The sequence below is a fragment of the Kocuria salsicia genome (genome assembly GCF_039532055.1).
Taxonomy (GTDB): domain Bacteria; phylum Actinomycetota; class Actinomycetes; order Actinomycetales; family Micrococcaceae; genus Kocuria; species Kocuria salsicia.
The window spans coordinates 152,393-177,797 of the sequence record NZ_BAAARF010000003.1 but is presented as its reverse complement, the minus strand read 5'-3'; the positions used below and the strand labels follow the sequence as shown (position 1 = coordinate 177,797).

Annotated in this window: 24 protein-coding genes; 10 read left to right on the top strand and 14 right to left on the bottom strand. The window is 70.5% G+C overall.

Annotated elements, in window-relative coordinates:
* Positions 1-14: 14 nt before the first annotated feature.
* The 3 genes from ABD264_RS00870 to nrdF all read right to left on the bottom strand — a co-directional run bounded on the left by ABD264_RS00870 (position 15) and on the right by nrdF (position 2,704).
* Positions 15-743, bottom strand: a complete 729-nt coding sequence (locus tag ABD264_RS00870; protein WP_145010804.1) for a lipoate--protein ligase family protein — start codon at positions 741-743, stop codon at positions 15-17.
* Positions 744-909: 166 nt separating this feature from the next.
* Positions 910-1,362 carry a hypothetical protein gene (locus ABD264_RS00865; protein WP_344203605.1) on the bottom strand — a complete coding sequence of 151 codons (453 nt, stop codon included), beginning with the start codon at positions 1,360-1,362 and terminating at the stop codon, positions 910-912.
* 361 nt (positions 1,363-1,723) lie between these two features.
* The gene (gene nrdF, locus ABD264_RS00860; RefSeq protein WP_144942847.1) at positions 1,724-2,704 is read right to left on the bottom strand and encodes a class 1b ribonucleoside-diphosphate reductase subunit beta; all 981 of its coding nucleotides are present in this window, start codon (positions 2,702-2,704) and stop codon (positions 1,724-1,726) included.
* 286 nt (positions 2,705-2,990) lie between these two features.
* On the opposite strand from nrdF, the gene ABD264_RS00855 reads away from it, so the two are divergent.
* Positions 2,991-3,173 (top strand): antitoxin, encoded by a 183-nt coding sequence (locus tag ABD264_RS00855; protein WP_344203599.1) that lies wholly within the window; start codon positions 2,991-2,993, stop codon positions 3,171-3,173.
* 126 nt (positions 3,174-3,299) lie between these two features.
* On the opposite strand, the gene zapE is transcribed toward ABD264_RS00855, so the two are convergent.
* Entirely contained in the window at positions 3,300-4,349 is a 1,050-nt protein-coding gene (zapE, locus tag ABD264_RS00850) for a cell division protein ZapE (RefSeq protein ID WP_344203596.1), read from the bottom strand.
* A gap of 278 nt (positions 4,350-4,627) precedes the next feature.
* Between zapE and ABD264_RS00845 the strand changes: the two genes are divergently transcribed.
* Positions 4,628-5,536 carry a sulfurtransferase gene (locus ABD264_RS00845; RefSeq protein WP_144942844.1) on the top strand — a complete coding sequence of 303 codons (909 nt, stop codon included), beginning with the start codon at positions 4,628-4,630 and terminating at the stop codon, positions 5,534-5,536.
* A complete protein-coding gene (locus ABD264_RS00840) occupies positions 5,533-5,979 on the top strand; it encodes a SufE family protein (RefSeq protein WP_144942843.1) in 447 nt (148 codons plus the stop codon). The genes ABD264_RS00845 and ABD264_RS00840 overlap by 4 nt, the downstream gene beginning before the upstream one ends.
* 216 nt (positions 5,980-6,195) lie before the next feature.
* Here the strand turns inward: ABD264_RS00840 and ABD264_RS00835 are convergent, their stop codons facing one another.
* Entirely contained in the window at positions 6,196-7,422 is a 1,227-nt protein-coding gene (locus ABD264_RS00835; RefSeq protein ID WP_344203591.1) for an alpha/beta hydrolase family protein, read from the bottom strand.
* A 90-nt stretch (positions 7,423-7,512) separates the two neighbouring features.
* Between ABD264_RS00835 and msrB the strand changes: the two genes are divergently transcribed.
* From msrB to ABD264_RS00820, 3 genes are all read left to right on the top strand, one after another.
* Positions 7,513-8,004: a peptide-methionine (R)-S-oxide reductase MsrB gene (msrB, locus tag ABD264_RS00830; protein ID WP_414672735.1), complete on the top strand. Its 492-nt coding sequence runs from the start codon at positions 7,513-7,515 to the stop codon at positions 8,002-8,004.
* 104 nt (positions 8,005-8,108) lie between these two features.
* A complete protein-coding gene (locus tag ABD264_RS00825; protein WP_144942841.1) occupies positions 8,109-8,726 on the top strand; it encodes a DUF3000 domain-containing protein in 618 nt (205 codons plus the stop codon).
* A gap of 168 nt (positions 8,727-8,894) precedes the next feature.
* On the top strand, positions 8,895-10,118 hold the full coding sequence (locus tag ABD264_RS00820; RefSeq protein ID WP_344203588.1) for an HRDC domain-containing protein: 1,224 nt from the start codon (positions 8,895-8,897) through the stop codon (positions 10,116-10,118).
* Positions 10,119-10,291: 173 nt separating this feature from the next.
* Here the strand turns inward: ABD264_RS00820 and ABD264_RS00815 are convergent, their stop codons facing one another.
* The gene (locus tag ABD264_RS00815; protein ID WP_290499814.1) at positions 10,292-10,765 is read right to left on the bottom strand and encodes a YtxH domain-containing protein; all 474 of its coding nucleotides are present in this window, start codon (positions 10,763-10,765) and stop codon (positions 10,292-10,294) included.
* Between the two features lie 161 nt (positions 10,766-10,926).
* Here ABD264_RS00815 and ABD264_RS00810 point away from each other — a divergent pair, with 161 nt between their 5' ends.
* Entirely contained in the window at positions 10,927-11,412 is a 486-nt protein-coding gene (locus ABD264_RS00810) for a Rieske (2Fe-2S) protein (protein ID WP_144942838.1), read from the top strand.
* 77 nt (positions 11,413-11,489) lie between these two features.
* Here the strand turns inward: ABD264_RS00810 and dxs are convergent, their stop codons facing one another.
* The 4 genes from dxs to ABD264_RS00790 form a co-directional block, all read right to left on the bottom strand.
* Positions 11,490-13,502 (bottom strand): 1-deoxy-D-xylulose-5-phosphate synthase, encoded by a 2,013-nt coding sequence (gene dxs / locus ABD264_RS00805; protein WP_145010818.1) that lies wholly within the window; start codon positions 13,500-13,502, stop codon positions 11,490-11,492.
* Positions 13,503-13,694: 192 nt separating this feature from the next.
* A complete protein-coding gene (acnA, locus tag ABD264_RS00800; RefSeq protein ID WP_055084472.1) occupies positions 13,695-16,502 on the bottom strand; it encodes an aconitate hydratase AcnA in 2,808 nt (935 codons plus the stop codon).
* 174 nt (positions 16,503-16,676) lie between these two features.
* Positions 16,677-18,095, bottom strand: coding sequence for a class I SAM-dependent RNA methyltransferase (locus tag ABD264_RS00795; RefSeq protein WP_344203578.1), 1,419 nt, complete (start codon positions 18,093-18,095; stop codon positions 16,677-16,679).
* Entirely contained in the window at positions 18,092-20,065 is a 1,974-nt protein-coding gene (locus tag ABD264_RS00790) for an APC family permease (protein WP_186366720.1), read from the bottom strand. The genes ABD264_RS00795 and ABD264_RS00790 overlap by 4 nt, the downstream gene beginning before the upstream one ends.
* Before the next feature lie 64 nt (positions 20,066-20,129).
* Here ABD264_RS00790 and ABD264_RS00785 point away from each other — a divergent pair, with 64 nt between their 5' ends.
* Complete coding sequence (locus ABD264_RS00785; protein ID WP_145010824.1) at positions 20,130-20,849, top strand: potassium channel family protein; 720 nt, start codon at positions 20,130-20,132, stop codon at positions 20,847-20,849.
* The gene (locus tag ABD264_RS00780; RefSeq protein ID WP_083482442.1) at positions 20,849-21,607 is read left to right on the top strand and encodes a potassium channel family protein; all 759 of its coding nucleotides are present in this window, start codon (positions 20,849-20,851) and stop codon (positions 21,605-21,607) included. Before ABD264_RS00785 ends, ABD264_RS00780 begins: the two co-directional genes overlap by 1 nt.
* Here the strand turns inward: ABD264_RS00780 and ABD264_RS00775 are convergent.
* The 4 genes from ABD264_RS00775 to dut form a co-directional block, all read right to left on the bottom strand.
* Positions 21,513-22,271 carry a DUF3159 domain-containing protein gene (locus ABD264_RS00775; protein WP_144942833.1) on the bottom strand — a complete coding sequence of 253 codons (759 nt, stop codon included), beginning with the start codon at positions 22,269-22,271 and terminating at the stop codon, positions 21,513-21,515. The two genes, ABD264_RS00780 and ABD264_RS00775, sit on opposite strands and share 95 nt — an antisense overlap.
* Positions 22,268-22,639 carry a single stranded DNA-binding domain-containing protein gene (locus tag ABD264_RS00770; RefSeq protein ID WP_144942832.1) on the bottom strand — a complete coding sequence of 124 codons (372 nt, stop codon included), beginning with the start codon at positions 22,637-22,639 and terminating at the stop codon, positions 22,268-22,270. The genes ABD264_RS00775 and ABD264_RS00770 overlap by 4 nt, the downstream gene beginning before the upstream one ends.
* A complete protein-coding gene (locus ABD264_RS00765; protein WP_344203568.1) occupies positions 22,639-23,439 on the bottom strand; it encodes a DUF3710 domain-containing protein in 801 nt (266 codons plus the stop codon). The genes ABD264_RS00770 and ABD264_RS00765 overlap by 1 nt, the downstream gene beginning before the upstream one ends.
* Before the next feature lie 177 nt (positions 23,440-23,616).
* Complete coding sequence (dut, locus tag ABD264_RS00760; protein WP_344203565.1) at positions 23,617-24,078, bottom strand: dUTP diphosphatase; 462 nt, start codon at positions 24,076-24,078, stop codon at positions 23,617-23,619.
* 207 nt (positions 24,079-24,285) lie between these two features.
* On the opposite strand from dut, the gene ABD264_RS00755 reads away from it, so the two are divergent.
* Complete coding sequence (locus ABD264_RS00755; RefSeq protein WP_144942829.1) at positions 24,286-24,834, top strand: DUF3093 domain-containing protein; 549 nt, start codon at positions 24,286-24,288, stop codon at positions 24,832-24,834.
* The last annotated feature ends 571 nt before the right edge of the window (positions 24,835-25,405 follow it).

The following is a 25,405-nucleotide window of genomic DNA, read 5'->3' as shown; positions in this document are numbered from 1 at the left end:
TTCCTGATGGGCGCTCACCGTTCGCCGTCTCCGACGACCCGCCCGTAGCCCATGTAGGCGGAGTAGCGGCCGTAGACGTCGAGCAGCGCCTCCTCGACCTCGGCCACGGTGGTCCCGGGCCGGACGTCTGCCACGCACCCGGCAGTGCTCGGCTCCCACGGCACGTCGAGTGCGGCGTACACGTCCTCCAGCACTGCGCGCAGCGGTTCGGCCTCCTCGACCACGAGCACCGTGGAGAAGTACCAGGCCCCGGCCACCACGCGCTGGGCGGTGCCAGCGAGTTTGACGGGGCGCCGGGGGTCCTCGGCCGTGCCCGGCGCGTGCACGCTGTACTCCCCCGCGCAGTACTCCCCCGGGATCTCTCCCACCTGGGCAGGGACCTCGAGTTCCTCGAGCGCCGCCACGACCATGTCCCCGAACAGCCGGTAGCGGTCCTGGATGCCGGTCTTCGGGTCCGGGTCCGGTTCCACGTGGTCGATCACGAGGCAACCCCCGTGGTAGGCGGCTGCGCGGCCGCCCACGCGGCGCACGAGCGGGGTGAACGCGGCGTCGACGGCGGCCTGGCGGGCGTGCGCGAACCCCGGGTTGAGCTCGTCCCGCCGCCCGAATGCCACGGTGGGGCGCGGCTGGTAGACGCGCAGCACCGGTTCGGTGACGCCCCCGCGGGCCGCGTCGAGGATGGCGAGCGCACGGCGGTAGTCCTGCTCCGCGCCCAGGGATTCGCGCTGACGTATGAGTTTCATGCTGGCGCCAACTCTAGTCCAGGGAGGCGACGCCCAGACGGCGGTCCAGCACGGGCTCGACCTTGAACGCCGCGGACGGCACACCGGTGTTCTCACCGGACCTCGCGCACGACTCAGATCCCGCACACGCTCCCACACGCGGCGGGGCGCGACGACGCCGAGCGCTTCAGACGCCGGACGGAGCCAACTGCTCCCGGGACCGCTGTGCTCCGGTTCCCTGGGTGGCGGGCTGCTGCTGGGCCGGGGCCGCCGCGCGCGGAACCGCGGTCGCCGGACCGTGGGCCGCCGCGGCGACGAGCGCGGTCTTCAGCAGGTGCGGGTCGTCGAGCAGGTCACGGGACTGGTTGAGCGAAGCGAGCACCGTACACGTCATGGTCACGCCTCCGCGCGGGACGAAACGGTTGACGCGGCGCACGGCCGCGTTCCAGCGCCTGCGCTGGTCCCGGGTGAGCTCGTGGCCCCCCAGCTCGTCGAGCCAGGCGCGGGCGCCCACGAACACGCGGGTGACGAGCTCGCGCTCGAACGCCTCCACGGATCCGGTACCACCCATCACCCTGTTCAATGCCGTGAGTTCCGCGACGGACACCGCCGCCTTCACGGTTGCTGCAGCACGAGTCATGTCCTTCAAGCCCCCTGTGAAGATCTCTTCCACGGTGGCGGCGCGCGCCGCCACCCCGGTTGTCGATCGTGCCCCCATGAACCTCACGATCCCCCCGGATCGGCTGCGAGTTCACGGGGAACCTCCCCTTGTGCTCCCAGTCTAGGACTGCGCGCGAGGCGGTTACAGTCGCACATTGGGGGACGTGGGATACACCTGTCCCCGGGTGTGAAGCGGCGGTGCGGTGCGCAATGGCAACGCGACGTCGACGCCCCCCCGGACCGCACGCCACTTCAGGAACGCGGCAGGCCCGGGACCCGCGCGTCGTGCGGATCCCGGGCCCGGTGGCGCCCGCGTGTCAGCTCAGGGTCTCAGGGGCGGCTCAGAAGTCCCAGTCCTCGTCCTCCGTGTTCACGGCCTTTCCGATCACATACGAGGAGCCGGAGCCGGAGAAGAAGTCGTGGTTCTCGTCCGCGTTCGGGGACAGCGAGGAGAGGATTGCCGGGGAGACGTCCGTCATCTCGCGGGGGAACAGCGCTTCGTAGCCCAGGTTGTTCAGCGCCTTGTTGGCGTTGTAGTGCAGGAACTTCTTGACGTCCTCGGTCCACCCCACGGAGTCGTAGAGGGCCTCCGCGTAGGCCACTTCGTTTTCGTAGAGCTCGTCCAGCAGGTCGTAGGTGTAGTCCTTGAGCTCCTGCTGACGCTCCGGGGTCTCCTGCAGCAGACCCTTCTGGTACTTGTAGCCGATGTAGTAGCCGTGCACGGCCTCGTCGCGGATGATCAGGCGGATCAGGTCCGCGGTGTTCGTCAGCTTGGCGTGCGAGGAGAAGTACATGGGCAGGTAGAAGCCCGAGTAGAAGAGGAAGGACTCCAGCAGCGTGGAGGCAACCTTCTTCTTCAGGGGGTCCTCCCCCTTGTAGTAGCTCAGCACGATCTCGGCCTTGCGCTGCAGGTACTCGTTCTCACGGGACCAGCGGAACGCCTCGTCGATCTGCTTCATGGAGGACAGCGTGGAGAAGATGGACGAGTAGGACTTTGCGTGCACCGACTCCATGAACGCGATGTTGGTGTACACCGCCTCCTCGTGCAGCGTCTTGGCGTCGGGGATGAGCGAGACGGCGCCCACGGTGCCCTGGATGGTGTCCAGCAGTGTCAGGCCCGTGAACACCTTCATGGTCAGGTCCTGCTCCTCGGCGGTGAGGGTCTTCCAGGACTGGACGTCGTTGGACAGCGGCACCTTCTCGGGGAGCCAGAAGTTGCTGGTCAGGCGGTCCCAGACCTCGGTGTCCTTCTCGTCCTGAACCCGATTCCAGTTGATGGCCTCTGCCGGGTGGCGGAGCAGTTCGACCTGTTCGGTGGTCATGGCGGCGCAGACTCCTTCGTAGCTGACTGTGCCCCGGTGCGCACGTGGGAAGACTGCCCCGCGGTGTCGTTACCACATGGGGTTGGCGGGGGCCGTGCCAGGGGATCTCCCAGGTTACTCCACCCGCGCGCGGACCCTGCCGCGTTTCCGTCGACGGTGCCGGGGCTGTTTTCTGAGGGCGAACGACCCCCCCCGTGGGTCTTCCCTGTGGCGCCCACTGCCGTGCAGGATGAGTGACATGCCGACCCGGTACCGGGCTGGTGACTCAAGCGAAAGGAATCAGATCATGCCTGATCTTGGAGGACTCGCGGACAAGGCCAAGAATCTGGCCGGAGGCCACCAGGACAAGGTCAACGAGGGTATCGACAAGGCCGGAGACGCCGTCGACGACAAGACCGGCGGCAAGTTGGAGGGCCAGGTCGACCAGGGCCAGGACGCCGTGCGCGACCGCTTGGGCGGCAACGAGTAGTCGTTCCCCCTACAGACCACGACAGCGCCCCGTCCACTTCGGTGGAGGGGGCGCTGTTCTTCGTGCGGGCCTCTCCCAAGAGTCTTCTCGCGCCGGCCACTCGGCGTCCCGCAGCCGTGCGGGGCCTCAGGCCTCGTCGGCCTCGCGGGCAAGGGCGGTGAGACGGGAGACCGCGCGGTAGTACTTCTTCTGGTACCCGCCGGCCATCATCTCCTCGGTGAAGACCTGGTCGAACGGGACGCCCGTGGAGAGGATGGGCAGGTCCCGGTCGTAGAGGCGGTCGGCGAGCACCACGAAGCGCAGCGCCACGGCCTGCTGGTCGATCGTGCGCACCCCGCGCCACGCCATGGCGTCCAGGTCTTGGATCAGCGCCCGGTAGCGGGAGGGGTGCACACGGGAGAGCTGGTCCACGAGCGCCTCGAAGTCGTCCAGCGCCACCCGCTTGCCCGGGAAGTGCTGCTCGATCGCGGCGTCGAGCGCGGCGTCGTCGGCCAGGGGCGACGGTGCCTGGGGCAGACCGCGGTGGCGGTAGTCCTCGCCGTCCACCCGGACCACCTCGAACTGCGAGGAGAGCACCTGGATCTCGCGCTGGAAGTCCTGCGCCGCGAAACGCCCCTCCCCCAGCGACCCCGGCAGCGTGTTTGACGTCGCGGCGAGCTTCACACCGGCATCCGCGAGCTCGCGCATCAGCCGGGACATCAGCACAGTGTCCCCGGGGTCGTCCAGCTCGAACTCGTCGATGCACACGAGCGAGTACTCCTTCAGGGCGTCCACCGTACGGCGGAACGTCAGCGCACCCACGAGGTTGGTGTACTCCACGAACGTGCCGAACGCCTTGGGCCCGGGCACCGCGTGCCACAGGGACGCGAGCAGGTGGGTCTTGCCCACGCCGAACCCGCCGTCCAGGTAGATGCCCTGTGCCGCGGTCGATGCCTTGGAGCCGCCGAAGAGCTTCGAGAAGAACCCGCCGCCACCCTGGCCGCCGCGCCCCGAGACGCCCGCGGCGAAGGCCTTTAGCTTCTGCACCGCCTCCGCCTGGGTGGGCTGGGAGGGGTCCGGGCGGTAGGTGTCGAAGGAGACTTCACCGAAGCGCTCAGAGGGCCGGAAGCCGTCGAGCAGTTCTTCGGCCGAGACCCGCGGGTTGCGGTCGACCAGGTGTTCGATCTGAGTGCTCACGTTCCGGGACCTCCCGACCTGCTCCCCCGCGCACCCCGGGCTCGGGGTCCTGCAGGCAGCTGGTCCTGTGCATAGACGGTTGGCGGGAGCGCTGGCACGCACCCCCTTCTGCCCCCGATGCTACCGGTCAGCCCGTGGTGAACACGGCCCGGGCTGTGACGGGGCAGTCACTGCCCGGTATGCACGTGCCGCGGGCTCCCCACTACGCTGGAGGCAGGAAGACGGGCGGTCCGCCGTGGGCCGCAACCGTGACAGCGCCAGGACAAGGAGAGGTTTCAATGGCTGTAGGAGCAGAGCAGAACAAGGCGTTCGCACAGTACGCGCACCCGCAGCGGCTGGTGTCCACCGAGTGGGTGGCCGAGAACGTCGGGGCCCCGGGCGTCGTCGTCGTCGAGTCGGACGAGGACGTCCTGCTGTACGAGACCGGGCACGTCCCCGGTGCCGTGAAGATCGACTGGCACACAGACCTCAACGAGCCGGACACGCGCGACTACGTGGACGGAGAGCAGTTCGCCGAGCTGATGTCCCGCAAGGGCATCAGCCGCGACGACACCGTGGTGATCTACGGGGACAAGTCCAACTGGTGGGCCGCCTACGCCCTGTGGGTCTTCACCCTCTTCGGCCACCCGGACGTCCGTCTCATGGACGGTGGCCGCGACAAGTGGATCGCCGAGGGCCGTGAGCTGACCACGGACGCCACCGAGGTCACCCAGGCCGAGTACCCCGTGGTCGAGCGGAACGACGCCCCCGTCCGCGCGTATCGCGAGGACGTTCTGGCCGCGCTCGGCACCACTCCACTGATCGACGTCCGCTCCCCCCAGGAGTACACGGGCGAGCGCACCCACATGCCGGACTACCCCCAGGAGGGCACGCTGCGCGGCGGGCACATCCCCACTGCGGCCTCCGTCCCCTGGGCCCGTGCCGCCGCCGAGGACGGCACGTTCAAGTCCCGTGCGGAGCTCGAGGCCATCTACCGGGACGAGGTGGGCCTGCAGCCGGGCGACGACGTGATCGCGTACTGCCGCATCGGCGAGCGCTCCTCCCACACCTGGTTTGTGCTCACCCACCTGCTGGGTTACGAGAACGTGCGCAACTACGACGGCTCCTGGACCGAGTGGGGCAACGCCGTGCGCGTTCCCGTGGCCCAGGGCGAGGAGCGCGGCGAGGCCCCGGGGTCTTCCCTGTGAGCGCGCAGGACCTTCCGGAGCAGCTGGCGGAGCTCGTGAGAGAGTTCAACGAGGTCCCGGATCCGGACAAGCTGCAGCTGCTGCTCGAGTTCTCACGCTCCCTGCCCGAGCTGCCCGACCGTCTGGGTGAGCACCCCGAGGAGCTGGAGCAGGTCACCGAGTGCCAGTCGCCCCTGTTCCTCGCGGTCGAGGTGGGCGACGGCGACGACGCCCCGGTCAGCCTCTTCTTCTCGGCCCCGGCCGAGGCACCCACCACCCGGGGCTTTGCCTCGATCCTGCACGAGGGCCTCAACGGCCTGCCTGCGGCCCAGGTGCTCGAGGTCCCGGACGACCTCCCGGAGCGCTTCGGGCTGACCCGGCTCGTGTCCCCCCTGCGCATGCGGGGGATGTCCGCAATGCTTGGGCGCATCAAGCGCCAGATCCAGGCACGCCAGGCGGTCTGAGCCAGCCTCACGAAACGCGCGGTGCCCGGGACGTCGGTGCCGGGCACCGCGCTCGTGTCGTCCCAGGGTTCTCCACCGCCCGCCGTCGCCCCCCGTGCCTCGTCCGACCCGGTCTCTCGACCGTCTGGTCCGACGACGCCGCACCCCGGTCCGTGGCGCGACCGACCCGAGTGCCGAGCGCTCTGCCGCCCGGAGGACCGTGCGCTCGCGACGGGATCAGCGCCGCGGGGCGAGCCGTGACGGGAGCCAGTCCTGGATCGCCCGCTCGTAGCGCTTGCGCTCGATGTTCCACTCCTTGGTGTGCCGCGCGCCGGTGAAGCCCACGAAGTCCACGAGTGGGCTCAGGTCCGCAAGCTTCACGGACCCCGCCACGGGCACCACCTCGTCGTCCGTGGAGTGCAGGATGAGGGTGGGCGTGTCGATGTCCTCCCAGCGGGAGAGCCAGTCGAGGGCGTGCAGGTCCAGGGGTGCCGCGAGCCCGGTGATGCGCGGGCCCAGCCGGTGGGAGATCATGTCCGCGGCCATCCGCCCCACGCGCCGGGGCACCCGGTGCACCTTTGTCTGGTGGGCCAGCAGCTCGTACCAGTCCACCACGGGTCCGGTGAGCACGAGGGCGCGCAGCCGGTCACGGTACTCGGTGAGCTCAGCGGTGCGCAGCACGATGGCCCCGCCCATGGACCAGCCGAAGAGCACGATCTCCGTGGCCCCGTGCTCCAGCGCGTAGCGGATCCCGGCCTGGACGTCCTCCCACTCGGTGAAGCCCAGCCCGTAGCGGTGGTCCGGAGTGGCGGGCGCGTCACCGTCGTTGCGGTAGGACAGCAGCAGACTGTGCAGCCCGAGCCTGCGGGCCACCCGGGCGCCACGGATGCACTCAGCGCGCTGGGCCCCCCGGCCGTGGACCATCACGGCCCACGTGCCGGTGCGGGCGGCGTCGCCCCCCTTCGCGGGCACGAACCACGCCGGCGCGTCCCCCAGTGGGGTGGGGATCTGCACCTCCTCGTACGGCAGGCCCGCGTCCGACGGCCGGGCATAGACCGTGCCGGTCCACCAGCCCCGAGCGCCCACCGTGAGCTCGCCGCTGTACACGCGCTCCACCAGGCGGGTCACGGTGCCGCCGGTCTGTCGCACCACGAAGCCGATCCGGGCGAGGCCCCGGCCCTCGTCGAAGCGCAGCGCGTAGGTCCCTGCGACGCGGGTGTCCGGCGTGGTCGGCAGGGTCACGAGGTCCTGGCCCGAGTTAGCGTCCTTCTCGATCTTGAGCACCGTGACGTTGCCCGGACGGGTGGAGGGGGTCACCACGTGGCGGGCGACGAGTGCGGCCACGCCGCCGGACAGCGCGAAGGTGGCCGACGCCGCGCCCACACTGGCCGCGGCGCCCACGAGTGCGCCGTGGCGCCACGCGCGCGCGTCCGTGCCGGGGCGGGGAGAGGTCTCGGAAGCCATGGCGTCATTGTGGCACGCGGGCATAACGGCGACGGCTCCGTCGTTGGACACCACGGGAAGAAATGACACCGAGTAGCAGGAGGCACCACCGTGGATCCCCGGACCCAGCAGCACGACACCGACGGCCGAGGCGAGGACCGGGCCCTGAGCCCCGAGGCCGCCGCCGCCCGCACCGACGCGCAGTGGCGCCAGGTACTCAACCCCGTGGAGTACCAGGTGCTGCGCCAGGCGGGCACCGAACGTCCCCACACCGGCGAGTACGTGGACACCACCACCGAGGGGGTGTATGAGTGCCGCGCGTGCGGCGCGGAGCTGTTCCGCTCCGAGACCAAGTTCGCCTCCCACTGCGGCTGGCCCTCGTTCTTCGCGCCGCTGGCCGAGGACCGGGTGCGCTACATCGAGGACACCACCATGGGCATGAAGCGCGTGGAGGTCCGTTGCGCCACCTGCGACTCCCACCTGGGCCACGTCTTCGAGGGCGAGGGCTACGGCACGCCCACGGACCTGCGGTACTGCATGAACTCCGTGTCGCTGCGCCTGGTTCCCGCTGAGGCAGCCGAGGGTTCGGACGCGACGGTGTGAGACCACGCCGTCGTGAGCGGGACTGCCCGGTCTCGGGCCGACATGCGGGCGCGACACGACGCCAAAGACGCTGCGTTTCGTAACGCTGTGGTTACTGTGACGTTGTGGGAGCGGTAACCGAGTTGAACAGCACTCCGGACGTGTTCCGCGCGGTCGTGCAGGCTCTCGAGAGCGCCCGCTTCCGCCCGGAGGTCGCGCTCAGCCGGATCGCCCCGCCGCGCGGTCTCGCCCCCCACGCCATCTCCTTCGCCGCCGAGGTGGGACACGGCCTGCACCGCCGCCTCACCAACCCGGAGGAACCCCGCACCGCCCGCGAGGCACCGGCCTCCGGACGGTTCGTCGTGCTCTACGACGAGTCCTGTCCCCAGCCGTGGCAGGGACCGTTCCGGATCGTGAGCTGGTTCCGCTCCCGCCTGGACGCAGAGATGGGCCGCGACGAGCTCCTCCCGGACGTGAGCTGGTCCTGGCTCACGGACACCCTGGGAGAGCACGGTGCGCGGTTCACCGCCGAGGGCGGCACCGCCGCACGCACCGTCGAACGCCACTACGGCAGCCTGACCGAGCAGGCGGACGTGGCCCAGGTGGAGGTCAGAGCCTCCTGGACGCCCGTCCAGCACGGAGGCCCCCAGCACTGGGCACACACGCACCTCAACGCGTGGGCCCAGGTGCTGTGCACCGCCGCGGGGCTCCCGCCGCACCACGAGGGCGTCACCTACCTGTAGGTCCGCCCCGCACCCATCCGACCCGGCCGCGGAGAACCCCGCGACCCCTGATCCGCCGTTCGAGGACCACCCATCAGCAGCAACGCCAACGATCCCTCACCCGCCCGCGAACCGGGACCGCCCGAGATCGTGGTGCCCGGCTTCGAGCACTTCGACATTCCAGCGACCGTGCATCTCAACGGACCCGCGGACGGTCTGCCGCGCGTTGTCGACACCGCCCGTGGCCTCGCCCGGGCCGCCGAGCAGCTCGCGGTCGCCACCGGGCCGGTGGCCGTGGACACCGAGCGCGCCTCCGGCTTCCGCTACGGTCAGCGCGCGTTCCTCGTGCAGCTGCGCAGGGAAGGCGCGGGCACCATCCTCATCGACCCCGAAGCCGTGGGGTCCCTCGCCAGCGTGGACGAGGCCCTGCGCGGCGTCGAGTGGGTTCTGCACGCGGCCACCCAGGACATGCCGTGCCTGGCCGAGCTGGACATGCGACCCGACCGGCTCTTCGACACCGAGCTCGGCGGGCGTCTGCTCGGGCTGCGGAAAGTGGGCCTGGCCTCGATGACCGAGGAGCTGCTCGGGTTCACGCTGTCCAAGGAGCACTCCGCGGTGGACTGGTCGCGCCGCCCGCTGCCCGTGGACTGGCTGAACTACGCCGCGCTGGACGTCGAGGTCCTGGTGCAGCTGCGCTGGGCCACCGAGGAGCGGCTGTCCCAGGCCGGGAAGCTGGACTGGGCGCTCGAGGAGTTCGAGCACGTCCGCACCGCTCCCCCGCCGCCCCCGCGCCAGGACCCGTGGCGCCGCACGCACGGCATGGGCAACGTGCGCGGACGGCGCAAGCTCACGGCGCTGCGCAACCTGTGGCAGGCTCGGGAGACCCTGGCCCGCCACAAGGACCTTGCGCCCACACGGCTGCTGCCCGACTCCGCACTCGTGGCCGCCGCCAACGCGATGCCCCGCACGGTGCCCCAGCTGCTGGGGACACCCGGCTTCCACGGGCGCCAGGCGGAGCGGGAGGCCACCCGGTGGCTCACCGCCGTTCAGGAGGCGAGGCTCGCGGAGGAACCCGTGCCCGCCACCGTCCCCTCGAACACCCTGCCACCGGTCAAGGCCTGGGAGACCAAACGCCCGGAGGCCGCCGCGCGGCTCTCGGTGGTCAAGCCGGCCGTCGCGCACCTCGCGGAGGAGCTGGGCCTCCCCACGGAGAACCTGCTGACGCCGGAGCACCTGCGCCGCTTCTGCTGGCAGCCCCCGCGCTCCACGTCCGACGACGCCGTGGCGGAGCGGTTGCGCGAGCTCGGTGCCCGTGAGTGGCAGATCCGGCACGTTGCCCCCGTGATCGGTGCCGAGTGGCGAACCCTGCGCTCCCAACGGCGCTCTGAGAAGTCGGCGGAAGCGCAGGACTGAGCCTGCTCCGCGGTGTTCCGGCGCCATGGCCTCGCCGTTCGGCTCCCGGCACGGCAGTGGCCGCACTCCCCTGTGGGTGTGCGGCCACTGCATTTTCACGTGTTGCCACGCGGTCTCACCGAGGCCCCGCGGGAGCCTTCACGTCACTGTCCGCGGACGGCCCCGTGGGCGGGTCAGTTCTTCATGTCCTTGGCATCCGGCGCCGGGTGGGCCGGCTTCATGTCCACCTCGTCCTCGGTGGTCGCGGGCTTGGGCAGCTCGGTCTCGGAGTCCTTCGAGGACTTCTCCTGAGCCTTGTCCTTGACCTCCTGAGCCTTCTGCTGCGCGGTCTGGGAACCCTGGGCGGCCTTGTCCTTGACGGTGGCCGCACCCTCCTGGGCCTTGTCCTTGACCGCGGCGGCACCGTCCGAGGCCTTCGCGCCCACGGTCTCGGCGGCCTTCTGGGCGCTCTCCGCGAGCTTCTCGCCCACTACGGGCACCTCGGACTTGACCCAGTCCGTGCCCTCGGAGACCTTGGACTGGACCTTCGGATCGTTCCAGGTGTTCAGGGCGCTCTCGCGCAGGGACTCGTAGCTCTTCCGCCCGGACGCGGAGCCGACCACGAAGCCGATCCCGAAACCGGCCACAAATGCAAGACGCTTGATCATGGGGCGTTCCTTCCGTTCACGCGGGTCGAGGGGACTCGGCCCGATCCTGATCACCATGGTACTGACAGTTCCCCCCCCGCAAGGGCCCCCGCGCCGCTGCAAATCCACCGGACTGTGCAGATCTAGGATGGACGCGTCCGCGCACGAGGAGGAGCACCACCATGACCGCAGCCCACCGCCACCACGACGGCAGCGACCAGCAGGAGTTCGGCGAGGAGGCTCCTCCCGTGGCCTCCCGACGCCGCGTGGTCGGCGCGGCGGGGCTCGCCGCCGTGGGCGCCGCGGCCCTGAGTGCGTGTGGTTCCGGATCCGGCGGCGGCTCGAACGCCGCGGAAGCTCCCGCGGCTCCGGCCACCCCCACGGACGTGGCCGCGACCGAGGACATCCCGGTCGGCACGGGTGTGAAGGTGGACAAGGACGGTGTCCAGGCCGTGGTCGCCCAGCCCACCAAGGGAACCTTCACAGCGTTCTCCCCCGTGTGTCCGCACCAGGGCTGTCAGGTCAACCCGTCCGGGGACACCTACGTGTGCCCGTGCCACAGTTCCGTGTTCGACGTGCGCAGCGGTGACGTCACCGCGGGACCCGCCACCACCGGGCTGACGTCCTACCCGGTCTCGGTCCGCAACGGTCGAGTGGTGATCGGCTGAGCGCCGCACCCCAGTCGTGGCGGCATGTCCCAGTCCTGGCGATGCACCCTGGTCCCGGGGCCGTGTCCTGGCCCGCCCTAGTCCTGGCGGCGCGTCTCGGCGGCCGTCCCGCGGGGCGCGGCAGCGGCGTCGTCGGCCACGGGGCGGGCGTAGGGCACCTTGGTGCCCAGCACGGACGCGAGAGTGTCCTGGGCAATCCGCTGGGCGGTGACGCCCGTGCGCTGCAGGATCTGGTCCCTGCTCGCGTGATCGAGGAACTCCGTGGGCAGGCCCACCTCGTTCAGGGCCGTGTCGACACCGCGGGCGCGCATCTTCTGACGGATCAGGGAACCAATGCCCCCGGAGCGCACACCGTCCTCGATGACCACCACGATCCTGTGTGCCGCCGCGGTGTCCACCACGGACTCGGCCACGGGGAGCACCCAGCGGGGATCGAGCACCGTGGAGGACACGCCGTGCGCTGCGAGCCGCTCGGAGACCTCCAGCGCCGTGGTGCACATGGCGCCCACACCCACCAGAAGCACGTCCCGGTCGCGGCCGTCCGCCCCGGTGCCCTCCCCGTTGCGCGCCAGGACGTCCACGCCGTCGTCGAAGCGTTCGAGGGCGGGCAGGGGCTGGCCCACCGCGCCCTTCGGGTAGCGCACGACAGTGGGGGCATCGTCGACAGCCACCGCCTCTCGCAGCTCCTCAACCATCGTGGCCTCGTCCCGGGGTGCGGCCAGGTGCAGGCCGGGAACGATCTGCAGCAGCGCGAGATCCCACATGCCGTGGTGGCTGGGGCCGTCCGGGCCCGTGACGCCCGCGCGGTCCAGGACCACGGTCACGCCGGCGCGGTGCAGCGCGACGTCCATGAGCAGCTGGTCGAAGCCGCGGTTGAGGAACGTGGCGTAGAGGCCCACCACCGGGTGCAGACCGCTGAAGGCCATGCCCGCGGCCATCGTCAGGGCGTGCTGCTCAGCAATCCCCACGTCCACCACGCGCTCGGGGTGCGCGGCCTGCATCTTCTGCAGGCCCATGGGAATGAGCATGGCACCGGTGACGCCCACGACGTCCTCGCGCTCGTCCGCGATCCTCGCGATCTCGTCCCGGAAGACATGTGTCCAGGTGCGGGCGGTGGACGTGCCCTCGGGCTTGCCCGTGGCGGGGTCGATGATGGGCACGGAGTGGAACTGGTCGTTCTCGTCCAGGCGCGCGGGCAGGTAGCCGTGACCCTTCTCCGTGATGGCGTGGACGATCACCGGGCCGCCGTAGTTGCGGGCGTTGGTCAACGCCTGCTCCATGGCCTGCTGGTCGTGGCCGTCCACAGGACCCACGTACTTCATGCCGAGGTCCTCGAAGATCCCCTGCTGGACCACTACGTCCTTGATGCCCTGCTTCATGCCGTGCAGCCCGCGGTAGACGGCCTGGCCCAGGTGCCCCGACCCCGAGAGCAGCTGCCGGGCCTTCTCGAGGGTCTGCTCGTAGCGGCGGTCCGTTCGCATCGCGTCCACGCCCTGCTGCACGCTGGCCTGCAGCTCCTTGAGGTGGTTCGCAAAACCGCCCACGGTCGGGGCGTAGGAGCGGCCGTTGTCGTTGACTACGATCACCACCTTGCGGTGGCGGTCGGAGGCGATGTTGTTGACCGCCTCCCACGCCATGCCACCGGTCAGGGCACCGTCGCCGATTACCGCCACGGCGTGTCTGTCCTGCTGTCCCGTGAGCGCGTACCCGCGGGAGATTCCGTCCGCCCAGGACAGGGACGACGACGCGTGGGAGGACTCCACGATGTCGTGCTGCGACTCGACCCGGGATGGATAGCCCGCCAGCCCGCCCTGCTGGCGCAGCGTGGAAAAGTCCTGGCGGCCCGTGAGCAGCTTGTGCACGTAGGACTGGTGCCCGGTGTCGAAGACGATCGAGTCCTTCGGAGAGGAGAACACCCGGTGCACGGCCAGGGTGAGCTCGACAACGCCCAGGTTGGGTCCCAGGTGCCCGCCCGTCGCGGAGACGTGGGTGATCAGGAACGCCCGGATTTCCTCGGCCAGCTGCGCCATGGCCGCGGCGTCCAGGCCCTTCAGGTCCTCGGGTCCCTCGATGCTCTCCAGAAGCGTCATGGCCTGCTCTCCGTGGGTGTCTCGTGGTGCTCGGGCCCGGGGAACGGGCGAGCGGCCCGCCGGGGCTCACCCATGGGCCCGAAATGCTCCGTCCGATCCTACTCGCCCGCCCCGCGGGTGCGTGAACGGGCAGACGCCGCCGGCCGGTGACCTGAAGGTCACCGGCCGGCGGCGTTCTCGTGCTGGCAGCGCCTACTTGGCGATCTGACGCAGCACGTACTGCAGGATGCCGCCGTTGCGGTAGTAGTCGGCCTCACCCGGGGTGTCGATGCGCAGCACGGCGTCGAACTCCACGGTGGAGCCGTCCTCCTTCGCGGCGGTGACCTTCAGGGTCTTGGGGGTGGTGCCGTCGTTGAGGGCGGTCACCCCTTCGATCGAGAAGGTTTCTGTGCCGTCCAGGCCCAGCGAGTCGGCGGACTCGCCCTCGGGGAACTGCAGGGGCAGCACGCCCATGCCGATCAGGTTGGAGCGGTGGATGCGCTCGTAGGACTGCGCGATCACCGCGCGGACGCCGAGCAGCGAGGTGCCCTTTGCCGCCCAGTCGCGCGAGGAGCCGGAACCGTACTCCTTGCCGCCGAGCACCACCAGAGGCACGCCGGCCTCCTGGTAGTTCATCGCGGCGTCGTACACTGCGGCCTGGGGGCCACCGTCCTGGGTGAAGTCGCGGGTGAAGCCGCCCTCCACGCCGTCCAGGAGCTGGTTCTTGATGCGGATGTTCGCAAACGTGCCGCGGATCATGACCTCGTGGTTGCCACGGCGGGAGCCGTAGGAGTTGAAGTCCTTGCGCGCCACGCCGTGCTCGATCAGGTAGCGGCCCGCGGGGGTGTCGCTCTTGAACGAACCGGCCGGGGAGATGTGGTCCGTGGTCACGGAGTCGCCCAGCTTGAGCAGCACGCGCGCACCCTCGATGTCCTTCACCGGGGTGGGCTCCATGCTCATGCCCTCGAAGTACGGTGGCTTGCGCACGTAGGTGGACTCGGGATCCCACTGGAACACGTCACCCGTGGGGGTGTCGAGGTTCCGCCAGCGTTCGTCGCCGTCGAAGATCGTGCTGTACTCGCGGTCGAACATCTCCGTGTCGATCGAGGCGTCGATGATCTTCTGGACCTCGGTGGGGTCCGGCCAGATGTCCTTGAGGAACACGTCCTTGCCATCCGCGTCCTGTCCCAGGGGCTCCTTCTCGAAGTCGAAGTCCATGGTCCCGGCCAGGGCGTAGGCGATGACCAGCGGCGGGGACGCCAGGTAGTTCATCTTCACGTCCGGGTTGATGCGGCCCTCGAAGTTGCGGTTGCCGGAGAGCACCGACGTGACCGAGAGGTCGTTGTCCTGGATGGCCTGGGAAATCTCGGACTCGAGCGGACCCGAGTTGCCGATGCACGTGGTGCAGCCGTAGCCCACGATGTAGAAGCCCAGCTCCTCCAGAGCGGGAACCAGACCGGACTTCTCGTAGTACTCGGTGACCACGCGGGAGCCGGGGGCGATCGAGGTCTTGACCCACGGCTTGGCCTTCAGACCCTTCTCCGTGGCGTTGCGCGCCAGCACGGCCGCCGCCATCATCACGGAGGGGTTGGAGGTGTTGGTGCACGAGGTGATCGAGGCGATCGACACGGCACCGTGGTCCAGCTCGAACTCGCGGCCGTCCGGCATGGACACGGGCACCGGGTTCTCCACGCGCTCGCGCAGCTGCTCGGCGGTGGTGGAACGGGGCTCGTGCTCCGGATCCTGCTCCTCCGAGGCGTCGTGCGAGGGGGCGTCCGAGGCTGGGAAGGACTCCACCACGTTGGCGTCCACCTCCACGTTCTCGTCCCGCACCACGTAGTTCACGAGGTCTTCGCGGAACTGCTCCTTGGAGCGGGTCAACTCAATGCGGTCCTGGGGGCGCTTCGGGCCGGAGATGGAGGGCACCACGGTGGAGAGGTCCAGCTCCAGGTACTCGGAGTAGCTGACCTCCTTGGCGGGGTCGTACCACATGCCCTGCTCCTTGGTGTACGCCTCGATCAAGGCGATCTGCTCCTCGGAGCGGCCCGTGAGCTCGAGGTAGTCAAGGGTGACCTGATCGATCGGGAAGATCGCGGCTGTGGAGCCGAACTCCGGGGACATGTTGCCGATCGTGGCGCGGTTGGCCAGCGGCACGGCCGCGACGCCCTCGCCGTAGAACTCCACGAACTTGCCCACCACACCGTGCTCGCGCAGCATCTCGGTGATCGTCAGCACCACGTCTGTGGCGGTGGCCCCCGCGGGAATCTCGCCGGTCAGCTTGAAGCCCACCACGCGCGGGATCAGCATGGAGATGGGCTGGCCCAGCATGGCCGCCTCGGCCTCGATGCCGCCCACCCCCCAGCCGAGCACACCGATGCCGTTCTCCATGGTGGTGTGGGAGTCGGTGCCCACGCAGGTGTCCGGGTACGCGCGCACGGTACCGTCCACCTCACGGGTCATCACCACGCGCGCCAGGTTCTCGATGTTGACCTGGTGCACGATGCCCATTCCGGGCGGCACCACCTTGAAGTCGTTGAACGCGGTCTGGCCCCAGCGCAGGAACTGGTAGCGCTCACCGTTGCGCTCGTACTCGATGTCCATGTTGCGCTCGATCGCATCTGCGGAGCCGAACGCGTCGATCTGCACGGAGTGGTCGATGACCAGCTCGGCAGGTGCCAGCGGGTTCACGCGGGAGGCGTCGCCGCCGAGGTCCGCGACGGCCTCGCGCATGGTGGCGAGGTCGACGATGCAGGGCACACCGGTGAAGTCCTGCATGATCACGCGACCAGGGGTGAACTGGATCTCCGTGTCAGGCTGGGCGTTGGGGTCCCAGTTGCCGAGCGCCTCGATGTGCTTGCTCGTGACGTTCGCACCGTCCTCGGTGCGCAGCAGGTTCTCGAGCAGGACCTTCAGGCTGTAGGGGAGCTTCTGTGCTCCCTCCACGGCGTTCAGTCGGAAAATTTCGTAGTCGGTGCCCTTGACGTTCAGTACGCCCTTGGCTCCAAAGCTGTCCACAGTCATGGTGTGGAACTCCTCTCGCCACCGTTGGTTTCGTTCGAGGCCCACGGCACACCACGGTGCACCGCACGCGAGGAACGGTCCCTGCCAGTGTAGCCCGTGCGACACCGCCGACACCGCCAGCGCGGCGCGTGCCGCGGATGCTGGATGTACGCGGGTTCACACCGCGGGCGGAGTTCAGCCGTCGCGGCGCAGCAGCGCCACGGCCTCCACGTGGTGCGTGTTGGGATAGAGGTCGAAGGCCTCCACCCCGTCCACGCGCCAGCCCCGGCGGCGCAGCCTGCCGAGGTCCCGACCCAGCGCGGCAGGGTCGCACGCCACGTAGACGATGCGCCGCGGGGCGGCGTGGTCCACCGCGGCGAGCACGTCCTTGGCGGCACCGGCCCGCGGCGGGTCCATGATGACCACGTCCGGCCGCGCGGGTGCCGGCCCACCGGGGCGCATCGACATCGCACGCCCGCGCCCGCGCCGCTGCCCGCCGCGGCCCTGGGAGCCACGCCCGGTGAGCACCCGGGCGACGTCGCCTCGCACCGTGTTCACGTGCGGCGCGTCCGCAAGGTTGCGGGCGGCGTCGGCGGAGGTTACCGGGGAGCCCTCGACGGCGAGCACGCTGCCCGTCTCCCCCACGGCCCGCGCGGCCACCGCTGTGAACAGTCCCGCGCCGCTGTAGAGGTCCCACACCGCATCCCCCGGGGCGAGCTGTGCGGCGTCGAGGACCGCGCGCACGAGCGTGGTCGGGGCCTGCCGGTGGATCTGCCAGAAGCCCGTGGGGCTCACCTGCCACGAGAACTCCCCGCCGGCCTCCGGCACGCTGAGGGTTTCCACGCTGTGACCCGCACCGGTCCACACGCCTGCGTCGCGGTGGTCGGCCGTGCGCGCGGTGACGGCCACCCCGTGCTGCTCGCCCCACGGAGCCAGCTGGGCCCGCAGCGCGTCGATCTGCTCCTGGGCGGCGTCACCGTGCAAGCTCACGTGCAGCAACGGCCCGCTGCCGGATGGTGCGGCCACGTCCACGCGCTCGGCGCCCTCGTAGCGCAGGTCCCACGGTGCGAGCGCCCGCAGAGCGTCCGTGGCCAGGGGCATGTCAGTGACGGGAACGAGCTCGCCGCTGCGGTGCGGGTGCATGCCGGGCGAGCCGTCCGGGGCCACGTCCAGGTGCAGGCGGGTGCGCCAGCCGGTGCCGTCGGGGGTCTCCCCCGCCACGGCCCGCACGTGCCCGTCCCACTCGAGTCCGGCGAGGTGCGAGAGCTGCTCGGCGACCACGCTCGTCTTCAGCGCACGCTGCGTGGCCAGGTCCGCGTGGCCGAACTCGGCCCCGCCCAACGGGCTGGTGCCCGCGGCGGCTGCCAGCACGGCGTCGGCCCGGGACCACACGTGGGTGTCGCGGCGCCCGGGGACGGGTTCCAGAACCTCGACGACGTCCCCGCGCCAGAAGGAGGCGGCGGGCTCGTGGTCCGTGAGGCGCACGCGGACCAGTTCACCGGGCAGGCCGTGGCGGACGAAGACCACGCGGCCCTCGTCCGTGCGCGCCACCACGTGCCCGCCGTGGGCGACGGCGCCGAGGCGCAGCACGAGGGGGGCGGGAGCGTCGGTCATCTGCTGTTCTCCGTGAGTTGAAGTTCGCGCACCGATTCGAGGTGCCAGGGCACGGAGGCGATCATGACTCCGCGTTCGTAGTGCAGCCGGGTCCGCAGCGGACGGATGGCCTGGTTGTGCAGGAAGCGTTCCCAGCCGCGGCCCACCACGTACTCGGGCAGGTACACGATCACGAGGTCACGCGGGGACTTGCGCCGGATGCCCCGGATGTGGGCGATCACCGGGCCCACGGTGTCGCGGTACGGGGAGGCGAGCACGGTGATGGGCACGGGGATCTCGAGGGACTCCCACTGGCCCACGATCTGCGCGGTGCGGGAGCGGTCCGTGTCCACCACCACGGCCTCGAGGCTCGAGGGCCGGGACGCGCGCGCGTAGCTCAGGGCGCGCACTACCGGCTTGCGCACGGAGGTGACCACAATGATCGAGTGCACGCGCGAGGGCAGGGCGCGGATGGGGGTGTCCGGGCCGACCTCCAGCTCGGCGTCCACCGCGCGGTAGTGGTGGGCGATGGCGCGCATGAAGACCGTGGTCAGGGCGATCGCCCCGATCGTCAGCCACGCGCCCTGCGCGAGCTTGGTCACCAGCACCACCACGAAGACAGCGGCGCAAGCGACGAGCGCGACTACCGCGACGGTCAGCCGCAGCGCGAACTCGCGGTGAATGACCTCCACCGTGCGCAGCCGGCGTCCGCGCAGCCAGTGCCGCACCATGCCGGCCTGCGTGAGGGTGAAGGCGAAGAACGCACCCACCACGTAGAGCTGGATCAGGGCGTTGACGTTGGCCCCGAAGACCAGGGTGAACGCGGCAGCCACGACGGACAGCAGGATGATCCCGTTGGTGAATGCGAACCGGTCCCCGCGGCTCTGCAGCTGGCGGGGCAGCAGGGCGGCGGAGGCCAGCCGGGAGGCCAGCACGGGGAAACCCGAGTAGGCGGTGTTCGCGGCCATGAACAGCACGCCCACTGTCACGAGCACGAGCACCACGAACCACAGCGAGTCCACGCCCGCAACCGCCTGCGCGATCTGGCCGAGGATCGGCACCTGGTAGAAGTCCCCGCTCGGCGTGTGGCCGTGGATCAGCAGCTGCCGCGCGGGGTCCATCACGACCACCGCGCCGGTGCGCCACGTCAGGTACATCACGCCCAGCAGCAGGGCCGCGGACAGTGCCCCCAGCACCGCAAGGGTCCGGGCGGCGTTGCGCGCCTTGGGCTTGCGGAAGTAGGGCACGGAGTGGGTGATCGTCTCCACACCGGTCACGGCCACCGCGCCGGAGGAGAAAGCGCGCAACACCAGCATGGCTCCGGCCAGGCCCGTCAACCCGGCGTCCGCGCCGGTGGCGGGCAGCACGTCGTAGCCCGCCGACGGCGCGGGGTCCAGCGTTCCGGCCACGTCCTGGACCACGCCGGCCACGACCAGCACGAGCACCACGGCCACGAAAGCATACGTGGGCACGGACGAGGCGCGTCCCATGAACTTGAGCCCGCGCAGGTTCAGCAGTCCCACCAGCGCGATCCCGCCGACGGCCACGGCCGTCTGGTGGCCCACGAGCCACGGCACTGCCGCGGCCAGGTACTGTGCGGCGGCCGCCATGGACACGGCCACCACGAGCGTGTAGTCCACCATCAACGCTGCACCCACGGCTGCCCCGGCCGGGCGCCCCAGGTTCTTGGACGCGATCTCGAAGTCCGCACCGCCCGAGGGGTAGGCCTGCACGTTCTGGCGGTACGCGGTGATGACCACTGCGAGCACCACCAGCACCACGAGCCCCACCCACGGCGAGACCGCAATCGCGGCGCTGCCGGCGAGCGCGAGGGTCAGGACGATCTCGTCCGGTGCGTACGCCACGGAGGACAGCGCGTCCGAGGCGAACACGGGCAGGGCCGTGCCCTTGGAGAGCACCGTGCCCGCGGCGCGCTCGTTGTGGATCGGCTTGCCCACCAGCGCGCGGCGGACGAATTGGGACACATACACGAAGGAACACGCTAGTCCCTCGGCCGGGCCTTGTCCCGCGCCGCGGCGTCCTATGCTGTGCCCCATGGCGCATTTCGTGATCATGGGTGTGGGCCGGGTGGGTATCACCCTGGCGCACGCCCTTGAGGACTCAGGACACACCGTGGCGGTGATCGACCAGGACGACCGCGCGTTCCGCAAGCTGCGCCCCTCGTTCAGTGGCAAGAAGATCACGGGCCACGGCTTCGACCGGGACGTGCTGCGCCGCGCCGGGATCAGGGACGCATACGCGTTCGCGGCGGTCTCCAGCGGGGACAACTCCAACATCATCGCCGCGCGCGTGGCCCGGGAGACCTTCAAGGTCAAGCACGTGGTGGCGCGGATCTACGACCCCACGCGCGCCGAGTTCTACCAGCGCATGGGGATCCCCACCGTGGCCTCCGTGCGGTGGAGCGCGGACCAGGTGCTGCGCCGGATCCTGCCCGAGCACGCCATCACCGGGGACTTCCGCGAGGCCTCCGGGCGGCTGCAGCTCGGCGAGCTGCCGCTGGACGACTCCTGGTCCGGGCTGCACCTGGACCGCATCGAGGAGGCCGCCGGGGTCCGGGTCGCCTTCGTCACACGCTTCGGGGAGGGCATCCTGCCCGCGAGCGACACCAGCTACCAGCAGGGGGACATCGTGCACGCCATGATGCGCGTCGAGGACGTCGAACAGGTCGCCCGCGTGCTTTCGCGCCCGCCGTCGGACGAGGTCATGGAGGCCGTGGCACTCGCCGCCACGGAGCAGTCACGGGGGCGGCGCTGATGCATGTGGTCATCGTGGGCGGTGGGTCCGTGGGGTCTTCGATTGCCCGGGAGCTGCTCTCGCACGGTCACGACGTCGTGGTGGTGGACGCCACCTCCGAGGTCATCGGCCGCTCGAACCTGCGCGGCGCCCAGTGGGTCGTCGGGGACGCGTGCGACCTCGACGTGCTGCAGCGCGCGAGGGCCGAGGAGGCGGACGTCGTCGTCGCCGCGACCGGTGACGACAAGGCAAACCTGGTGGTCTCCCTGCTCGCCCGCAGCGAGTTCGGCGTGCCGCGCACCGTGGGACGGGTGAACAACCCCAAGAACGAGTGGCTCTTCGACGACGCCTGGGGCGTGGACGTGGCCGTGTCCACACCGCGGCTGATGACGGCGCTGGTGGAGGAGGCCGTGGAGGTGGGCGACGTCGTACGGTTGCTGAGCTTCCAGACCGGTGACGCCACACTGTCCGCATACACGGTCCCCCGGGAGCACCCGGTGGTGGCGAGCACGGTCACGCAGGTGCCGTGGCCGCCGGAGGTGGCTCTCGTGGCGATCCTGCGCGACGGCGTGCCCATCGCCCCGTCCGGGGATGACGTCCTCGAGGGCGGGGACGAGCTGTTCTTCATCACCACCACGGAGGGTGAGGAGCAGCTGCGGGCCATGTTCACCACGGCCCGGGACGTCAACCTGCAGGCGGCGCGGGGCGAGGGCGGCTCCACAGCCATCCCAGCCACAGCACAGCGGCGTACAGCGGGGCCCCCATCACCAGCCGGGTGATGCCGAGCCCGGCCACGTCCCCGGCGAAGTACAGCGGCAGCTGCACCAGCAGCCGCGCGGCGAACATCGCGAGCAGCACGCCGTTGACCCGCTGGTAGGCGCGGCGGCGCACGGGGTCCCGACGCCAGTGCGTGCCCTCCCCTCGGATGTAGCCGAAGAGCACCCCGAGCAGAGGCCAGCCGGCGAGCGCAGAGGCCGCCAGTCCGAGCAGCCACACGGCGTTGGTCACGAACCCCCACACGTAGTAGTCCAGAGCGTCCCCTCCCACGCGGGCGAAGAGTGCGCAGATCCCCACGCCCACGAGCCCGCCGAGGGCCTGGGTTACGGGCTGGCGCTGGACGAGGCGCACGAGGGTGAACAGCGCGGCGGCCGCCAGGGACGCGGTCAGCGCAGGGCCCAGCTGCCCGGTGACGACCACGCACACCAGGTAGACGAGACCTGGCAGCAGGGACTCGAGCAGGCCGCGCCAGCCGCCCACCGCGGAGAGCACGTCGAGCTGCCCGGCCTCGTCGCGGCGCAGCCCGGAGCGGCGGGCGAAGTCCTCGACGGCGCGGTCCCGTGCGGGGCGGCTCACGTCCTCGCGCTCCGGTGCCTCCGGGTCGCCTGCGCCGAGCGGGGTCTGCCGGGGGGCGTCCTCCGCACCGGGGCCTGCGGGCGAGCTCATCGCGTGACCTTCTTGGGGGTGATGATCTCGTAGCGCGGATTGTGCATCGTGGGGATCCCGTCGGGGAAGCAGATCACCCCGAGGCAGCGCAGCCTGGTCCCCGCGCTCACCCCCGGCACGGTGTGCTGGCCGTTCCACAGCAGCTCGAGCGCGCACGGCACAGCGGAGTCGGGGCGCGGCACCTTGAGCACGGCGCGGAACTGCGGCTGCCGCGTCACGGGCGCGATGGTGACCTCCACCACCCGGCCCTCCACGACCGCGCGGCGGCGGTGGCGCTCGCGGAAGGCCGGGTCGAGGTCCTCTGAGACCGCCTCGGGCTCCCCGAGCACGTCGATAGCCCCGGTAAGCGGGTTGTTGACGGGTGCCACTAGCCGATCTCCGTGATCTCCGGGCCCCGGCGCGGGGGCTGCACGGCCGGGCCCGACGGCGCGCCGTCGCCACCCCGCGGTGCCACCCCGTCCGCGTCCGCCACGGGAGCCGGGGGCTGCCCCGCAGAGTCAGCCATCCGGCGGACGGTAGCGTCTTCGGGGACGGAGAGGGTCAGGAGGTCGCGCGGCGGGCGGGGGTCCTGGCCGCGGACGACGACAAGTGCCCGCACGGCGTCGTCGAGCACCTCCGCTGTGGGTCCGGGCAGGGCCGCGCCGCCCGTGAAGACGGCGCGCAGGAACCAGCGGGGGCCGTCGATCCCCACGAAGCGCGCGAGACGGTAGCCCTGGCGCCCGTCCGCGGTGGTGGCGGGGAACTTGGCGTCCACCTGCAGCCCGAAAGAGCCGCGGGTGACGCTGGGGTCCCCGTTGTCCCGGCGCAGTCCGGCGATCAGCTCGGCGCGCACCTCCTCCCACAGACCGCTGGACTTGGGCGCGCTGAAGGGCTGCAGCTGCACGGAGCCGTCCCGGAAGTCGAGGTTCACCGCGCGCGGTTCCTGGGTGCGCTGGTCCACCTCGAGGCGCACGTCCACCTCGGAGATCGGCTTGACGAGCAGCGCCCCCAGGTCAAGGTACTCACTCCGCTCGCCCGGCAGCTCGCTCTCGTCCCGGGGGCCGAGTGCACGGGGGTTCTCCTGCGCCTGCTCGGCGGAGGCGGTGCCTGCCGTCTCCGCCGCGGCGTTCGACTCGCCGGACGGGACGACGCCGTCCCGGGTGCCAGTGCGCTTCTTGCGTCCGAACATCGATGATCTCCCGAAAATGTGTAGGTGGTGTCGTGGAGCAGAGGAAATAGGGGGGGTGCGTCCCGGTACGCCCGTCAGCCCGGCGTGCCCGTCAACCGTGGGGCCCGTCAACCATGGTGGGACGGGCAGCCGCCCCGCGCAACGAGCTCCACGCGGCCGCACCGTGGTCGCTCGGGCTCAGTGCGTTCCCGAAGAACCGAACCCGCGCTCGCCGCGCTCGCTCGACGGCAGGTGCGCGACCGTCTCGAAACGGGCCGTCGTCACCTCCTGGAGCAGCAGCTGCGCGATGCGTTCACCCCGGCGCACGGTGTAGGCGGTGCTGCGGTCCGTGTTCAGCAGGCACACCTTCAGCTCGCCCCGGTAACCGCTGTCCACGGTGCCGGGGGCGTTGAGCACGGTGATCCCATGCTTGGCTGCGAGCCCGGACCGGGGGTGCACGAGCCCCACGTAGCCCTCGGGGATCGCCACGGCGACCCCGGTGTCCACCAGGGCGCGCTCTCCCGGGGCCAGCGTCGCGTCGTGCCGCGCGCGCAGGTCCGCACCCGCGTCGCCCGGGCGCGCGTACGCGGGAGCGGGGAGGTCGGTGTCCAGCAGCTGCAGCGCCACGCTCACGGTGGCGGGTTCCCTCACGTCAGTCACAGTCCTCCACTCTAACGCGCACCCCCCGGCCTCCGGCGTGCGCGGCAGCACCTCTGCGCGGGCAGCGCCCATCCGCGAACAGGCCAGCCCGCGGATGACCGCCGTCCCGGCGGCCTCGCCACGGCGCCGGGCTCCCCGGGGAACCGACCGGGGAGCCGCCCGCGGCGCGGTAGGCAATCCCCAGCGGGAGTGTGCCAAGGTGGTGCCATGAGTTCCCAGCACCCCGAGTCCACCGAACCGGAGCCCACCGCGACAGTGCCACCCCTCCAGGGCGGTGGCGGGGTCCGTTACGAGGAGCGGCTTTCCGTCTCCTGGTGGGTGTGGCTCATCGTGCTGTTCGTCGGCGCGGCGGGGTTCGTGGCCGTGGCTCCCATCAGCATTGCGGTGGGTGTGATCGTGGGCGCCGTGCTGGTGGCCGTCATCGCGGTGGTGGTGCACCTGGGCACGCCCAGGATCGTGCTCACGGACGAAGACCTGCGCGTGGGACGCGCCCACATCGAGCGCCGCTACGTGGGCGAGGCCGAGGCCCTGCGCGGTGACGACGCCCGCCTGGCCCGCGGCCCCGCGCTGGACGGTCGCGCGTTCATGAACTTCCGAGTGTCCATCCCCGACCTGTGCCGGATCAGCATCGTGGACCCGGTGGACCCCACTCCGTACTGGCTCACGGCCACGCGCCACCCGGAGGAGCTGGCCCGCGCCATCAACGCCAGTCCCAGAGACGTCGAAAACATTGCGCGCGAGGTGCTCTCGGACTAGGGCGTGTCTCCTTTATTCACCATTCCAGCACTGACCCGGTGGATTGGTGACTACGAAGCAACGACACCGAATATTCACTGATGAGCAGTGGGAGAAGATTGAACCTCTCCGACGAGGCAAGCTCCAAGGCGACGAGTCAATCGAACGGGTTCGGGTGTTTCTGCGCGATACTGTCGGTATCGATGCGGACAGTGAGACTGCTCGCAGACTCGTCAATGCTCTACTTACAGGGGGCTGACTGGCTCTCGTCGCACAGCGCGACGTCCCGTCGATGATCGACGGGGTACTGACATCGCCCTCCCCATGAGGACGCGGGCATGCCAGGGCCAAAGCACGAGAACCTTCTCCATAATGCTGATGAACAATGTCTCCTCGTTTCGTGTTTCTCACTTGAGCATGACCTGGCCCCGGGGTGTTCCCGGGGCCGAAGGGGGAGCCGTGGACGGGTCCGCAGTGTTTTGACCGTCATTGTGGCGTCACTGCCGCGCATTTTGCGTCGAGCACACTGGTAAGAGAATTAGCAGACGCGATCGCACGGCTCCGAGGGTCAACATAAATGCGGAAACCTCTC

Bases quoted from the DNA above. Each gene is read 5' to 3' on its own strand.
- ABD264_RS00870 (WP_145010804.1), bottom strand. From the start codon at position 743: ATGAAACTCATACGTCAGCGCGAATCCCTGGGCGCGGAGCAGGACTAC.
- ABD264_RS00865 (WP_344203605.1), bottom strand. From the start codon at position 1,362: ATGACTCGTGCTGCAGCAACCGTGAAGGCGGCGGTGTCCGTCGCGGAA.
- nrdF (WP_144942847.1), bottom strand. From the start codon at position 2,704: ATGACCACCGAACAGGTCGAACTGCTCCGCCACCCGGCAGAGGCCATC.
- ABD264_RS00855 (WP_344203599.1), top strand. From the start codon at position 2,991: ATGCCTGATCTTGGAGGACTCGCGGACAAGGCCAAGAATCTGGCCGGA.
- ABD264_RS00845 (WP_144942844.1), top strand. From the start codon at position 4,628: ATGGCTGTAGGAGCAGAGCAGAACAAGGCGTTCGCACAGTACGCGCAC.
- ABD264_RS00835 (WP_344203591.1), bottom strand. From the start codon at position 7,422: ATGGCTTCCGAGACCTCTCCCCGCCCCGGCACGGACGCGCGCGCGTGG.
- ABD264_RS00815 (WP_290499814.1), bottom strand. From the start codon at position 10,765: ATGATCAAGCGTCTTGCATTTGTGGCCGGTTTCGGGATCGGCTTCGTG.
- ABD264_RS00810 (WP_144942838.1), top strand. From the start codon at position 10,927: ATGACCGCAGCCCACCGCCACCACGACGGCAGCGACCAGCAGGAGTTC.
- dxs (WP_145010818.1), bottom strand. From the start codon at position 13,502: ATGACGCTTCTGGAGAGCATCGAGGGACCCGAGGACCTGAAGGGCCTG.
- acnA (WP_055084472.1), bottom strand. From the start codon at position 16,502: ATGACTGTGGACAGCTTTGGAGCCAAGGGCGTACTGAACGTCAAGGGC.
- ABD264_RS00795 (WP_344203578.1), bottom strand. From the start codon at position 18,095: ATGACCGACGCTCCCGCCCCCCTCGTGCTGCGCCTCGGCGCCGTCGCC.
- ABD264_RS00785 (WP_145010824.1), top strand. From the start codon at position 20,130: ATGGCGCATTTCGTGATCATGGGTGTGGGCCGGGTGGGTATCACCCTG.
- ABD264_RS00780 (WP_083482442.1), top strand. From the start codon at position 20,849: ATGCATGTGGTCATCGTGGGCGGTGGGTCCGTGGGGTCTTCGATTGCC.
- ABD264_RS00775 (WP_144942833.1), bottom strand. From the start codon at position 22,271: ATGAGCTCGCCCGCAGGCCCCGGTGCGGAGGACGCCCCCCGGCAGACC.
- ABD264_RS00765 (WP_344203568.1), bottom strand. From the start codon at position 23,439: ATGTTCGGACGCAAGAAGCGCACTGGCACCCGGGACGGCGTCGTCCCG.
- ABD264_RS00755 (WP_144942829.1), top strand. From the start codon at position 24,286: ATGAGTTCCCAGCACCCCGAGTCCACCGAACCGGAGCCCACCGCGACA.